Origin of the sequence: Geobacter sulfurreducens PCA (assembly GCF_000007985.2) — a bacterium.
Lineage (GTDB): Bacteria > Desulfobacterota > Desulfuromonadia > Geobacterales > Geobacteraceae > Geobacter > Geobacter sulfurreducens.
In genome coordinates this window covers 2,890,248-2,902,888 of the sequence record NC_002939.5, presented here as the reverse complement: position 1 = coordinate 2,902,888, position 12,641 = coordinate 2,890,248, and the positions used below count along the sequence as shown (strand labels likewise).

The window sequence follows — 12,641 nt, the reverse complement described above, 5'->3', positions numbered from 1 at the left end:
AAATATGCAATCTTTTGGCCGACGCAGGGTCACTCGCCGATAATTTTTATCAGCACACGCTTGCGGCGCTTGCCGTCGAACTCTCCGTAGAAGATCTGCTCCCACGGCCCCAGGTCCAGTTCGCCGGCCGTGACCGCAACCACCACCTCCCGGCCCATAACCGTCCGTTTCAGGTGGGCATCGGCGTTGTCCTCGTAACCGTTGTGACGGTAACGATCATAGGGTTTTTCGGGAGCAAGCCCCTCCAGCCAGACCTCGAAGTCGTGGTGGAGCCCCGACTCGTCGTCGTTGATAAAGACGCTTGCCGTGATGTGCATGGCATTGCAGAGGAGCAGCCCCTCACGGATGCCGCTTTCCCGCAGACATTCCCGCACCGTCGGGGTAATGTTGATGAACTGGCGGCGCTGGCGTGTCTCGAACCAGAGTTCCTTGCGGAAGTGTTTCATTGGTCGATGTTCTCCTGGAAATGGAGCGTCATGGTGTCGAGTTCCAGGGCCGTCAGGGATCCCATCCCCGGCCGCTCCGGGTAGACGCAGCCGTTGTCGAGGACGATCCGGTCCGTGGCCAGCCCCCGCTCGATCTCCTGCCGGTTCATGGGGGTGTGGCCGCCGATGACCCGGCGCCCGCCGAGCCGTTCCCTGCGCACCTCCAGGGAGCGGCTCCAGAGCATCGCCTCCCGATTGGCGAACGGGTCGGGGAGCGAGAAGTCGAGGCTTGCGTGGACCAGCACGAAATCCGACAGCACCAGGTAGCAGGGCATCTGCTCCATGAAGCGGTGATAGTGGGCGGGGATCTCGCAGGCGTCCTCGACGCCGAAGCTTTCGAGGGTGGCGAGACCGCCGTTCAGCGTCCAGAGCCTGAAGGCGTTCCGGTCCCGGCAGCTGTTCAGGAACATTTCCTCGTGGTTGCCCCGCAGTGTGTGAACCCGGTAGCCCTTGAGCGACAGGGAGATGAGCAGGTCCATGACCTCGCGGCTCCGGGGGCCCCGGTCGATGTAATCCCCCAGCAGGTAGAGGTCATCCCGGCGCGTCAGGCCCAGGACCCCGGACAGAAGCCGGTCAAGGGTCAGAGCGCATCCATGGATGTCGGGGATGACGAAACGGCGGGAATGGGTCGTATGGTTCACCGTGGCTCCTGACCGGGAAATAATTGATTGGATGCATTTTTTATAGCACGGGGGAATCCGGAGAGTAAAGCCATGACCATTGTCAACCTGTATTCTCGGCTTGGTTGACGATTCGGGGGACACTGTGCTAAAAATTGACTCCTGGGGAAAATGCCGGGAGGACAGCGTGACGCGAAGCATTGCCGGAGAATTGCAGCAACTCAGGGAACAGGGCCTTTACCGGAGCCTGCGGACCGTCGCAGGGAGCCAAGGGAGTCGGGTCGTGGCGGAGGGGAGGGAGGTGGTGCTCCTCTGCTCCAACAATTACCTGGGACTGGCCGACCACCCCAGCCTCAAACGGGCGGCCGTGGAGGCCGTGGAGCGCTACGGCACGGGCAGCGGAGCCTCGCGGCTCGTCTCCGGCACCATGGAACTCCATGCAGCCCTGGAGGAACGGCTTGCCCGGTTCAAGGGGACCGAGGCGGCGCTGGTCTTCAATTCGGGGTACGCGGCCAACAGCGGCATCATCCCTGCCCTGGTCGGCCGGGGCGACGTGGTGTTCTCGGACCGGCTCAATCATGCAAGCATCGTGGACGGATGCCTGCTCTCCCGCGCCCGGTTCGTTCGCTACCCCCACAACGACATGAACGCCCTGGAGCGGCTCCTGGCCGAGCACCGGGGCGCCGGCCGCATGCTCATCGTCACCGACGGCGTCTTCAGCATGGACGGCGATCTGGCCCCGCTCCCCGCATTGGTGGCGCTCAAGCGGCAGTACGGCGCGCTGCTTATGGTGGACGACGCTCACGGCACCGGGGTGCTGGGGGAGAGCGGGCGGGGGAGCGCCGAACAGTTCGAGGTGGCGGCCGACATCGATCTCCAGATGGGGACCCTCGGCAAGGCCCTTGGTGGCTTCGGTGCCTATGTCGCCGCCTCCGCCGAGGTGGTGGAACTGCTCATAAACCGGGCCCGCAGCTTCATCTTCTCCACGTCGCTCCCCCCGGCGGTCCTGGCAGCGGCCCGGGCCGCCCTGGACTTGGTTGACTCCCCCGAAGGTAAAGCGCTGCGTCGCCGTCTGGCCCGCTCCGCCGCTCTGTTCCGGGACGCGCTGCAGGAGGCCGGCTTCGACACCATGGGGAGCGAAACCCAGATCGTTCCTGCCCTCGTGGGCGAGGCCGAACCGGCCATGACCTTTACCCGGCGGCTCCTTGAGGAGGGATTCTACGTCCAGGGCATTCGCCCCCCCACGGTGCCGGCCGGCACCTGCCGTCTCCGCTGTACTCTCATGGCGACCCACGACGAGTCCGACCTGGAGCGCGCCGTGGCCGCCATGGCGCGGATCGGCAAAGAACTGGGCATTGTGTGACCCGAGGTATCATGCCGTTTCTTCAAATAGACCATAACCTGACGATTCATTATGACGACGAGGGGGACGGCTTCCCCCTGGTGCTCGTCCACGGCTGGGCCATGGAAGGGGGCGTCTGGGCCTTCCAGCGGCCGCTGGCATCCTCGTTCCGGGTAATCACCGTGGATCTCAGGGGCCACGGCCGGTCCACGGCGCCGGGTGACGGGTACGGCCTCGCCGATTTCGCGGCAGATATCGTGGTGCTGTTTGACGAGCTTGGCCTGGAACGGGCCGCGATTGTCGGCTGGTCCCTCGGTGCCCAGGCGGCCCTGGAGGCGGCACCGCTGCTGGGAGACCGCCTTGCCGCGCTCGTGCTCGTGGGGGCGACCCCCCGGTTCTCGGCAACGGATGGATGGCTCCACGGTCTCCCCGCCACCGAATGTCGGGGGCTGGGGCTGCGTCTGCGGCGCACGTTCGACGCGGCGCTTGACGGCTTTTTCCACAGCATGTTCGCAGAGGGGGAACTCTCTGACGAATCCGAACGGCTCATCGGGCAAGAGATCACCGCATCGTGGCGCCGTCCCGCAGCCACGGCCGCTCAGGCTGCCCTCGTCACCCTGGCGGAAAGCGACCAGCGCCACCTCCTGGAGAAAATTCGAGTGCCCACCCTGGTTATTCACGGCGACCGGGACGCCATCTGTCCCCTCGAAGCCGGCGCCCATCTGGCGGATCATCTTCCCCTGGGCCGATTCCTGTTGTTCGCCGGAACCGGCCATGCCCCCTTTCTTTCCCGTCCCCGGGAATTCAACAGCGAGGTGACACGCTTTCTGCGCGAGGTGGCCGGAGATGATTGATCGCCGCAAGGTCCGCAACGCCTTCCACCGGGGGGCCGCCGACTATGATGCCTATGCCGCGGTGCAGAAGCGGGTCATGGAGCGGATACTTTCCCTCCTCTTCGCCGAGGGGGTCGAGCCGGCCCGGATTCTCGACGTGGGGGCCGGCACCGGCGCCCTTGCCCTGCGCCTTGCCGACCGCTACCCGTCGGCCGCCATAACCTGCGTTGATCTGGCCCACGGCATGGCCCGGCAGGCCCGCGACAACCTGGGCCGGACCATGGAGCGCCTGGTTGCCGTGGCCGATGCGGAGCATCTTCCCCTTCGCGACGGTGTCTTCGACCTGGTAGTCTCCACCTCCACCTTCCAGTGGCTCACCACGCTCGACCGGGCCTTCGCGGAGGCCCGCAGGGTTCTGGCCGATGACGGGCTGTTCGCTTTTGCCCTGTTTGGCGACGGGACCTTCAAGGAACTCAAGGCATCCTACCGGGCCGCTCTCCATTCGGTGCCGCGCGGCGGCCGGGATCGGACCCACCGGTTCTTTACGCGGGACGAGGTGCGGGCGGCGCTGGCGCGGGCGGGATTCAGGTCGGTTGAGGTTTTCGATGAAGACGAGGTGGAATACCACCCGGACGTGCCGGCCTTTCTCCGCTCCGTGAAGCGGATCGGCGCCGGCAACGCCTCGCCGGTCGCCGGGCGGGGCCTTTCGGGGAGGCGGGTCATGGAAACGATGATGCGGACGTATGCCGAGCGCTTCGGCGGTGCCGATGGAATTCCAGCCACCTACACGGTGGTCTATGGGGTGGGGAAGCGTTAGCTGAAAACGTGAAGCGCCGGGAAGCAGGGGGCAGCGCGCGGCGCTGCCCTTCGACCGGAGATCAGACCGCCTGGAGAATGAAGCACTTGAGGTATTCGGTTTCCGGCACGGCCAGCAGCACCGGGTGGTCCGGCGCCTGGGACCGGACGCCCACCACCCTCATGTGGCGACCGGCCTGACGGGCAGCCTGGGCCAGAAGCTCCCGGAGCGGCTCTCTTCCCATATGGTAGGAGCATGAGCAGGTGATGAGGTATCCCCCCTCCTCCAACAGCTCCATTCCCCGCCGGTTGACGGTCAGGTAGCCCTTTTCCGCCTCCTTCAGGGCCTTTTTGCTCTTTACGAAGGCCGGCGGATCAAGGACCACCACACCGAAGCGCCGTCCCTCGTGACGCAGGCTCGCCAGTCGCTCGAAGGCATCGCAGACCTCGGCCCGCACCCTGTCTCCCAGGCCGTTGAGCCGGGCATTGGCCATGACCAGGGCGGCCGCCCGCTCCGAAACATCCAGACACAGTGTTTCCGCGGCACCGAAGGCCGCGGCGTGGATCCCCCAGCTGCCCGAATAGGAAAAGCAGTCGAGTACCCGCTTCCCTTCGCTGATCCCCTTCAGGAGGAGATGATTCTCCTTCTGGTCCAGGAAGTGTCCGGTCTTTTGCCCACCCATGATATCCACCCTGAACCGGAGGCCATGCTCTTCGATCTCAAGTTCGCCGGGTGTTTCCCCCGCCAGGACCTCCACCTCTTCGACGAGTCCTTCCAGCGATCTCACCGCCACATCGTTGCGGGCAACGATCCCTCGGGGGGCCAGGAGTTCCGTCAGCGTCGCCACGATCAGCTCCCGTCGGGCGTCCATCCCGGCAGTCAGAAGCTGGATGGACAGCCATTCGCCGTACTTGTCGATCACGAGTCCCGGCAGGAAATCCCCTTCGCCGTGCACCAGGCGAAAGGTTTCCATGCCCGGGTAGAGCTGCCGACGTAGCGCCAGCGCTCGGCCGATCCGTTCCAGAAAGAAGTCCCGGTTGTCGATGTCGGCCCGCTCCCGCGTGAGGAGGCGCGCCGCGATCAGTGACCGGGGATTGTAGTACCCCGTTCCCAGGAAACCGCCGCCGGTGTCGAAGATGTCGGCGGTGATGCCCGGGAGCCGCTCACCCTGGATATCGCGGATCTCGTTGCTGAAGACCCAGGGGTGTCCGCCCCTGATCCGGCGCTCCTCGCCGCGGTTGAGGATGATCCGTGTCCTGTTCGTTCCGTTCATGCGTGCTCCAAAAAAAATCCCCTCGCCTGGAGGGGATTCGGTGTGACGTCAGTAGGGTGGTGGAAAGACTAGCCGAGCACGTCGATGAGCTTTTTGGCCAAGGGGTGGACCACAGTATAGTGGACCTCGACGCCGTCGCGCTTGCCTTCGATGATCCCCTTGTTCTTGAGCAGGGCCAGATGCTGGGAAACGGTTGCCTGGGGAAGGCCGAGACACTCCCAGATATGCTTAACGTTACATTCCCTTGTGCAGAGCCCCGCCACGATCTTGAGCCTGACCGGGTGGCCGAGTACCTTGAAGATTTCCGCTTCATCGGTGAAATTTCTGCTCTTGTCGAATTCTTCCATTTCCATGAAAAATCCTTCCTGTTGCCCGCGGAAGCGTTGACCCTCCGGAATCGGCGGGATAATTGGGGCCTAGGGAATATTTCATATAGTTATATGGTTCTCACCATGCCTTGTCAAGAAAAAGGTGTCGGTATACCAAACAGTTTTTTACTTAGGTGGCACGCTGCAAAATGGCCGGTTCCCTTCTCCTCCAAGGGGGGGACATCAGTACGGCAAATTGCCTCTGCATAGGGGCATCGCGGGTGGAAAGGGCAGGCCTGTGGCGGATTTAGCGGTGAAGGCGGATCGCCTGCCAGGATGATTCGTTTGTGGCTGAGCCCCGCCTTTACGCGGGGGACCGCCGACAGGAGCGCCTCGGTGTAGGGGTGCTGAAACCGCGAAAACACAGCATCCCGCGTCCCGATCTCCACGATTTTTCCCAGGTACATGACCGCAACCCGATCGCTCAGATGTCTGACCACGGACAGGTCGTGGGCAATGAAGAGATATGAGAGCCCCAGGTCCCGTTTCAACTGCTGCAGGAGGTTGATGATCTGGGCTTGGATGGAGAGGTCCAGGGCGGACACCGGTTCATCGGCCACAATGACACGGGGCGAGACCGCAATGGCCCGGGCAATGCCGATCCTCTGCCGCTGGCCGCCTGAGAATTCGTGGGGATAGCGGTCCGCATGGCCTGCCTGAAGCCCCACCATATCCAGCAGTTCCAGGGTCCTGGCCCGGCGTCCCCCGCGCGGAGCGAGTCCGTGGATGTCCAACGCCTCGCCCACGATGTCACCCACCCGCATGCGCGGATTCAGGGAGGAGAACGGATCCTGAAAGATCATCTGCACATCTTTGTGGAATGACTGGCGTTCGTCGCGCGCCATGTCGGCCATGGCCCGGCCGTTGAAGCGGATGGTGCCGGCGTCGGGAGGGATCAGCCCCATGAGAAGTTTGCCCACCGTTGACTTGCCGCACCCGGACTCGCCGGCGAGTCCCAGGGTCTCGCCGGGGGCGATACCGAAGGTCACGTTCGAGACGGCCCGCAACTCCCGCCGGGGGGAAAAGGGACCGGCACTGACGGAAAATGCCTTGGAGAGGTTCTCCGCGCTGAGGAGGTGGTCGGTCATAGGGGATTCCAGCACCGGGCCCGGTGGCCCGGCGAGCGTTCGATGAGGGGAGGCGTTTCCTGGGCGCACTCCCGTACCTTGCGGGGACAGCGATTGCAGAAGCCGCAGCCGGCGAGCCCGCCGACCAGGCTCGGCACCTGTCCGGCAATCGTACGCAGCGGCTCGCCCGGAACGCTGCGCTGGGGGAGCGACGCCAGAAGCCCGTCGGTATAGGGATGCAGGGGGGTGGTCACCAGTTCGGCGGTGAGCCCCTCTTCCACGATACGTCCCGCGTACATAACCATGGTCCGGTCAGCCCGCTCGGCAACCACTCCCAGGTCGTGGGTGATGAGGAGAAGGGCCATGCGGTGCTCTTCGCCGAGACGGTCGAGGAGTTCCAGTATCTGCGCCTGGATGGTGACGTCCAAGGCAGTGGTCGGCTCGTCAGCGATCAGAAGCCGCGGGCCGCAGGCCAGCGCCATGGCGATCATGACGCGCTGCCGCATGCCACCCGACAACTGGTGGGGATAAGAATCGAGCCGGGACGCCGGCTCGGGAATCCCCACCTGGGCCAGCAGGCGCTCTGCCTCCTCCCGCGCCGCCCGTCGCCCGAGCCGGCGGTGGAGGATGAGCCCCTCGGCGATTTGGCTGCCGATCCGGAATACCGGGTTCAGGGACGTCATGGGTTCCTGGAAGATCATGCCGATGCGGTTCCCCCGGATGGAGCGCATCTCCGCCTCGCTTGCCGCCAGGAGGTCGGTCCCTTCAAATCGGATCTCGCCCTCTGTTATTTCGCCGGGCGGCGGGACCAACCGCAGGATGGATGCCGCGGTTACACTTTTCCCACAGCCGGATTCCCCCACCAGTGCCACGGTTTCACCGGCGGCAATGGAGATGTCGACGCCGTTCACGGCATGGACATCCCCTTCGGCGAGATGGAAAACGGTCGAGAGTTGCCTGATGTCGAGCAGGTTTGCCACGGACGATTCCTGTCTGGATAAAATGGGCGCAGGATGCGATGAATCAGTGGTGGTTATACCACGATCTCCACCGGTGGGCAAATGTCGGCTGGTGCTTCGGGGGTCAGTTGGTGCGGTGGCCGTATTCGCTGATGGCGACCACCTTGCGCTCCGCGCGCCGATGATCGCGGACAGGGCAGGAGGCTCCCGGCTCTTTCCGCTGGAAGGTGATGCCCAGGATGCCCGATTCCAGGAGTTCGACGAAGGGCGGTACCAGTTCGGGGTCGAATTGAGTGCCCACGTTGTCGATCAATTCCCGCACCGCCAGATCCACCGGCAGGGCCTTGCGGTAGGGACGATCGGAGGTCATGGCGTCGAAGGCATCGGCCACGGCGAGGATGCGGGATTCGAGCAACTGCTCCTCCCGGCCGAGGCGGTTCGGGTAGCCGCGGCCGTCGTACCGCTCGTGGTGCTGGCCGATGCACTGGCGCACATCCTGGAGAAAGTCGATCGGCTCCAGGATCTTCATGCCGATCACCGGATGCTGTTGAAGGTCGCGGATTTCGTCCGGCGAGAGTTTGCCTTCCTTGTGGAGCAGGCTCAGGTCGATGCCGATCTTGCCGATGTCGTGCAGGATAGCGGCCCGTTCGATCACCTTGATGCGATCGGCGGAAAGGCGCAGCTTGCGCGCCAGCTCCGTGGAGTAACGGGTCACCCGCTCCGAGTGGCCGCGGGTATAGCTGTCGCTCGCCTCGATGGCGGAAACCAGCGCCTGGATGGTGTGAAGATAGGTTGCCTGCTGCTCGTCGTAGAGCTGGGCGTTCTTGATGGCGATGCTCGCCTGGGCGGCGATGGTGGAGAGCAGTTCCAGTTCCTGGATGGTGTAGGTGGAGTTGTCGTCCTTGTTCACCACCGTAATGGTGCCGATGATTTCGTCCTTGATCTGGAGCGGGGCGCAAATGAGGGTTCTGCGTTCGTATCCCAGGGAGCTGTACCGGTCGAACTGGGGCCATTCGTCCATGGTGGTGATGAGGAGCGGTCGGCGATTCTCGATGACCCAGGTGGATACGCTCGACTGCTTCATGGGCAGCGTTGTCGTCGAGCCCTCCGGGATGGTGTGGCCCAGCAGCGTCGTCACCTGCAGATTCTTCTCCCGGGGCGAGTAGAGGATGATGTAGCCGATCTGGGCGCGGAGGGTGTCGACCGTGGTCTTCACGATCAGGTTGAAGAGCCGCTCGGGCTCCATGGTCGAGTTGACGGCGAGACCCACCTTGTAGAGAGTCGAAAGCCTCGCGACGGCCTGCTCGAGGTTGGTGTTCTTGTCCTCCAGTTCGCTGGCCAGGTCGGCTATTTTGTAGTTCGCCTCTTCGATCTCCTCGATCCGCTCTTCCATGCTGACGTTCAGGTTCTCGATCTCACTGAGCTGCTCCTCCAGCTTCTGGTTCATGATGTGCATTTCGTGGTGGTGGGACAACTTGGACTGGGCCCGGGCCAATTCACGCTCGTGGCTGATGGTGGTTTCCATGTAGTACTTGAGCTTGTTCACCATCATGTTGAAGTTGTCGGACAGCGCCATCATGTCGTCGCTGCTGGAAATATCGCTCCGCACATTGAAGTCGCCGTGCTCCACCCGCTGCATTGACGCAATGATGGTCTTCAGGGGGCGGTTCACGTAGGCGTGGAGAAAGAGCGATATGGTGACGAAGATCAGCAGGACCATGAACAGGGTCGAAGTCAGGGCAAAACTCTTGCCCTTGGCCAGATCCTCCTGGAGGTAGTCTATGGGAAGCTCGATCTCGAGGGCGCCGAGAATGGCCTGGCCGGCGTCGTGGCATCCCTGGCAGGCAGGCTTGTTGTAAATGAGGGAGATGCTGTGAAACTGCTGGTGGGCGCCATCGCTGTGCAGGTGGATGGCGTTTCCCTTGCGGTAGGCCTCCAGTTCCTGCACATCCACTTGGCCGCCGATTTCGCGCTTGTCGGAGGAGTTGAGGATGCGGCCGTTTTCGTCGAAGATGGTGAGGCTGTTGATGGCTTCGTGCGCCTTGAGGCGCGTCAGGATGCGGGTCACCTCGTCTGATTGCCCGCTCATCATGACGTTTTCGATACTGTTCTGGATGGTGGTGGCGAGGATCTGGGCGTTGCGTGCCGAAATGCGGGTGATGGTACGCTGCTGGTTGCGATATTCCAGGTATCCGAACGTCGCAACGATCACCACGACGATCAGGGTTATCATGCCGAGAATTTTTACTCGAAGAGAATTCATGAAGGGATATCCATGTGCCACTATGGGGTGATTATTCGTCAAATCGCAGGAAATGGCATCAAAGTCAAGTGATATGGCGGCTTCTTGTTGTCAAATTGTCAGACGCCGGTGGCCTGCGAGTGCTTCGGTCTGATTGTCCGGCGAGCCGGTTCCCGGTGCCGCCGGGCACTGCCGGCGGCCTGTGCTGCCGCGGCCCCGAAACGCTTGACAAGGCATCTGACTCCCCCTATGATTACGAACCTGCGCAAGGATTTGACTGTTCGCGCCAGGATTTAAAAGCAATTCATTTGCCAAGTGTCGGCTAATGATTTTTGCACTCCCATTAATCCGGATTCCATCCAGGAAAGCACACGCAGGCGGAGGGGCAATCCCCTCCCTCTTTTTATGCATCGGCCGGTGAAACCAAACTCAGAGCGCACCATAGGCGGGCAGCAGTGGTGAGAGCGTTATTCGTCCTTCTGGCCGTTGTCTTTTTCGCAGCGACAGCCGGCGGCGGAACCGCTCCGTTCCGCCAGGAAACCGTGCGGGTCGCCATCGTCAAGGGTGATGACGAGGTCCGTGTCGACGGCGACGGCCTCCTTGCCACGGACCAGGGCGGAGAGCCGGTGCGGTTCGCGCTGCCGGCCCCCGTCCGTCGCGTCGGCGAAGCCCTTTCCGTGGGCGGCAGGGTTCTGCGCCGCCTGACCATTGCCTCCCCTTCAACCGTGACGGTCAATGGCAAGCGGTATCGGGGCATCATCGAGCTGGTCCCGGCGGACAAGGGGATACTCGTCATCAACGAGCTCCCCCTCGAAGATTACCTGGTGGGGCTCATCAATTGCGAGATATCGTCCCAATGGCCCATGGAGTCGGTCAAAGCCCAGGCCGTGGTGGCGCGTACCTATGCGGTCTACCAGAAGAAGGCCCGCGCCGGCGCCGCCTATCACCTGGAGTCCACGGTCCTCGATCAGGTCTACGGCGGGTGCGAGATTGAAGACAGCAGGGCCGCCCGCGGGGTGCGCGAAACCGCAGGAGAGATACTCACCTGGGCGGGGCAGCCGATCCAGGCCTTCTACCATTCCAACTGCGGCGGCCGGACCGAGGTGGCGGAAAACGTCTGGGGCTTCAAGCTTCCCTACCTCAAGAGCGTTGACTGCGCCTATTGCTCGGATACGCCCTCAACCCGCTGGGAACAGACCCTGCCCCTGAAGAAGCTCGAATCGCTCCTTCGGGGGGCGGGCATCGCTGTGTCCGGGCTCAGAGATATCAGGGAAGGCAAGCGCAACAACAGCGGCCGTCTCACCGAGCTGGTACTGGTGTCGTCCCGCGGGAGCACCGCGGTCCCGGCGGTCACGTTCCGAAAGATCGTCGGCTACACTGTTATCAAGAGCACCAACTTCCTGGTGAAGGTGCGGGGTGACGAAGCCGTGTTCACGGGCATGGGCTACGGCCACGGGGTCGGCCTCTGCCAGTGGGGGGCCAAGCAGCGGGCCTCGGACGGATTCAGCTACCGTGAGATCCTGTCCTACTATTTCCCGGAAGCGGTGCTCACGCGCATGGACGATGGACAGGGGAGCGATGCTCGTTACTGAGTTCGACTACCATCTCCCCCCGGAACTTATCGCCCAGGAACCTCTTGTCCAGCGGGACGCCACCCGGCTCATGACCGTGGAGCGGGACGGCGGCGGCATCGGGGAGATCCCGTTCCGCGGCATCGTGGACCTGTTCCGGCCCGGTGACCTGCTGGTGATCAACGATACGCGCGTCATCCCGGCGCGGCTCCTCGGCCGCAAGGAAAGCGGCGGCAAGACGGAGATCTTTCTCGTGCGGCGCCGACCGGGGGACCACGAGACCTGGCACTGCCTGATCCGCTCTTCAAAACCGCCCCGCCCGGGCGTGACGGTGCTCCTCCCGGAAGGGGTCCGCGCCGTTGTCCGCGAGCCCGGTGACGGGGAAACCTGGCTCGTGTCCTTCACACCCGGTGAAGGGTTTCAGGAGTGGCTGGATCGCAACGGCGCCATGCCCCTTCCTCCCTACATCAGGCGCGAGGCGGATGCGGCGGACCGGGACCGGTACCAGACAGTGTTTGCCCGCAACCGCGGGGCGGTAGCTGCGCCCACTGCCGGCCTCCACATGACCGCCGGGCTCCTGGACGAGATCGCCGGCCGCGGGGTCCGGGTGGCGCCCGTGACGCTGCACGTGGGGCTCGGCACGTTCATGCCGATCCGGGTCGAACGGCTTGAAGATCATCGGATGCACCGGGAGCGGTACCACATCCCCCCCGCGACCGCCGACGCGATCAACGGGTGCAGGCGGGAGGGAGGCCGGGTCATCGCCCTGGGCACCACCGTCTGCCGGACCCTGGAGCAGGCAGCGGCGGCCGACGGGACCATCGCAGCCGGCGAGGGCGAGGCCGACATCTTCATCTACCCCGGTTACCGCTTCAAGGCAGTGGACGCCCTGATAACCAACTTCCACCTGCCCAAGTCGACCCTGCTCATGCTCGTGTCGGCTTTCGCCGGCAGGGACCTTCTCTTCAGGGCCTACGGCGAGGCGGTGGCCAGGCGTTTCCGTTTCTTCAGCTACGGAGACGCGATGTTCATTTTCTGAAAGGCGGGCGCGAGGCCGCGCAGGGGACGGACGGGATGATTTCCCG

General features: G+C 63.7%; 12 protein-coding genes. 5 read left to right on the top strand and 7 right to left on the bottom strand.

What is annotated here, in order from left to right; translation table 11 throughout:
• Positions 1-29: 29 nt before the first annotated feature.
• On the bottom strand, positions 30-446 hold the full coding sequence (locus GS_RS13240) for a secondary thiamine-phosphate synthase enzyme YjbQ (protein ID WP_010943269.1): 417 nt from the start codon (positions 444-446) through the stop codon (positions 30-32).
• Complete coding sequence (locus GS_RS13235; protein WP_010943268.1) at positions 443-1,126, bottom strand: metallophosphoesterase family protein; 684 nt, start codon at positions 1,124-1,126, stop codon at positions 443-445. The genes GS_RS13240 and GS_RS13235 overlap by 4 nt, the downstream gene beginning before the upstream one ends.
• A gap of 166 nt (positions 1,127-1,292) precedes the next feature.
• On the opposite strand from GS_RS13235, the gene bioF reads away from it, so the two are divergent.
• From bioF to bioC, 3 genes are read left to right on the top strand one after another with little or no spacing between them, the layout of a single operon-like run.
• Positions 1,293-2,468 (top strand): 8-amino-7-oxononanoate synthase, encoded by a 1,176-nt coding sequence (gene bioF, locus GS_RS13230; protein WP_010943267.1) that lies wholly within the window; start codon positions 1,293-1,295, stop codon positions 2,466-2,468.
• 11 nt (positions 2,469-2,479) lie between these two features.
• Complete coding sequence (locus GS_RS13225; RefSeq protein WP_010943266.1) at positions 2,480-3,301, top strand: alpha/beta fold hydrolase; 822 nt, start codon at positions 2,480-2,482, stop codon at positions 3,299-3,301.
• Entirely contained in the window at positions 3,294-4,097 is an 804-nt protein-coding gene (gene bioC / locus GS_RS13220) for a malonyl-ACP O-methyltransferase BioC (RefSeq protein WP_010943265.1), read from the top strand. The genes GS_RS13225 and bioC overlap by 8 nt, the downstream gene beginning before the upstream one ends.
• Positions 4,098-4,158: 61 nt before the next feature.
• Here the strand turns inward: bioC and GS_RS13215 are convergent, their stop codons facing one another.
• The 5 genes from GS_RS13215 to GS_RS13195 all read right to left on the bottom strand — a co-directional run bounded on the left by GS_RS13215 (position 4,159) and on the right by GS_RS13195 (position 10,006).
• Complete coding sequence (locus GS_RS13215; protein ID WP_010943264.1) at positions 4,159-5,349, bottom strand: class I SAM-dependent rRNA methyltransferase; 1,191 nt, start codon at positions 5,347-5,349, stop codon at positions 4,159-4,161.
• A 68-nt stretch (positions 5,350-5,417) separates the two neighbouring features.
• The gene (locus GS_RS13210; RefSeq protein ID WP_010943263.1) at positions 5,418-5,702 is read right to left on the bottom strand and encodes an ArsR/SmtB family transcription factor; all 285 of its coding nucleotides are present in this window, start codon (positions 5,700-5,702) and stop codon (positions 5,418-5,420) included.
• A gap of 107 nt (positions 5,703-5,809) precedes the next feature.
• Positions 5,810-6,805, bottom strand: coding sequence for an ABC transporter ATP-binding protein (locus GS_RS13205; protein ID WP_010943262.1), 996 nt, complete (start codon positions 6,803-6,805; stop codon positions 5,810-5,812).
• Positions 6,802-7,764: an ABC transporter ATP-binding protein gene (locus GS_RS13200; protein ID WP_010943261.1), complete on the bottom strand. Its 963-nt coding sequence runs from the start codon at positions 7,762-7,764 to the stop codon at positions 6,802-6,804. The genes GS_RS13205 and GS_RS13200 overlap by 4 nt, the downstream gene beginning before the upstream one ends.
• Positions 7,765-7,867: 103 nt before the next feature.
• Positions 7,868-10,006: an HD domain-containing phosphohydrolase gene (locus GS_RS13195; protein WP_010943260.1), complete on the bottom strand. Its 2,139-nt coding sequence runs from the start codon at positions 10,004-10,006 to the stop codon at positions 7,868-7,870.
• Positions 10,007-10,440: 434 nt separating this feature from the next.
• Between GS_RS13195 and GS_RS13190 the strand changes: the two genes are divergently transcribed.
• Positions 10,441-11,577, top strand: a complete 1,137-nt coding sequence (locus tag GS_RS13190) for a SpoIID/LytB domain-containing protein (RefSeq protein ID WP_010943259.1) — start codon at positions 10,441-10,443, stop codon at positions 11,575-11,577.
• Positions 11,564-12,595, top strand: a complete 1,032-nt coding sequence (queA, locus tag GS_RS13185; RefSeq protein ID WP_010943258.1) for a tRNA preQ1(34) S-adenosylmethionine ribosyltransferase-isomerase QueA — start codon at positions 11,564-11,566, stop codon at positions 12,593-12,595. Before GS_RS13190 ends, queA begins: the two co-directional genes overlap by 14 nt.
• The last annotated feature ends 46 nt before the right edge of the window (positions 12,596-12,641 follow it).

Bases quoted from the DNA above. Each gene is read 5' to 3' on its own strand.
- GS_RS13240 (WP_010943269.1), bottom strand. From the start codon at position 446: ATGAAACACTTCCGCAAGGAACTCTGGTTCGAGACACGCCAGCGCCGC.
- GS_RS13225 (WP_010943266.1), top strand. From the start codon at position 2,480: ATGCCGTTTCTTCAAATAGACCATAACCTGACGATTCATTATGACGAC.
- bioC (WP_010943265.1), top strand. From the start codon at position 3,294: ATGATTGATCGCCGCAAGGTCCGCAACGCCTTCCACCGGGGGGCCGCC.
- GS_RS13215 (WP_010943264.1), bottom strand. From the start codon at position 5,349: ATGAACGGAACGAACAGGACACGGATCATCCTCAACCGCGGCGAGGAG.
- GS_RS13210 (WP_010943263.1), bottom strand. From the start codon at position 5,702: ATGGAAATGGAAGAATTCGACAAGAGCAGAAATTTCACCGATGAAGCG.
- GS_RS13205 (WP_010943262.1), bottom strand. From the start codon at position 6,805: ATGACCGACCACCTCCTCAGCGCGGAGAACCTCTCCAAGGCATTTTCC.
- GS_RS13195 (WP_010943260.1), bottom strand. From the start codon at position 10,006: ATGAATTCTCTTCGAGTAAAAATTCTCGGCATGATAACCCTGATCGTC.
- queA (WP_010943258.1), top strand. From the start codon at position 11,564: ATGCTCGTTACTGAGTTCGACTACCATCTCCCCCCGGAACTTATCGCC.